The following is a 399-nucleotide window of genomic DNA, read 5'->3' as shown; positions in this document are numbered from 1 at the left end:
TTTGAGTACCATAGAGTTGAAAGAGGGTATTGGTATTATCAAAAACATTATCATTCTTGTCAAAACCAATTCCTTGAATTTCTGCTTGACTGGTACTACGGAATTCAAAGTTTAAGATGCTATTCTTCGTAATATTATAATTACCAAGAGCAAATTGTTTCCAGCCATTATTTTCAATTTGTACTTCGTTTCCGTTGTCATTATAAGTAACAATTGCTTGGGGAGTATCTTGAGGTAGAGATTTCCCATTTAAGACGGAAGCATCTCCATAGGTTTCAATGGAGTTAGTTTGAATTGTTTCGTTGATGTTGACTGCTAACCCTGGTATATGATCAATAATATTGACTGTCGTGGTATTATTTGTTCCCACAACATAGTTATCAGGACTATTAGGATAAC

The 399-nt window shown here is 34.1% G+C and carries 1 pseudogene; it reads right to left on the bottom strand.

Features of this window, described 5'->3' with window-relative positions:
• Nucleotides 1–399 (bottom strand): annotated as a pseudogene (locus VB691_RS09495) (hypothetical protein); the annotation flags it as partial.

Source organism: Crocosphaera sp. XPORK-15E (assembly GCF_034931425.1).
Classification (GTDB): Bacteria; Cyanobacteriota; Cyanobacteriia; order Cyanobacteriales; family Microcystaceae; genus UHCC-0190.
This window is presented reverse-complemented; position numbering and strand designations above follow the sequence as displayed.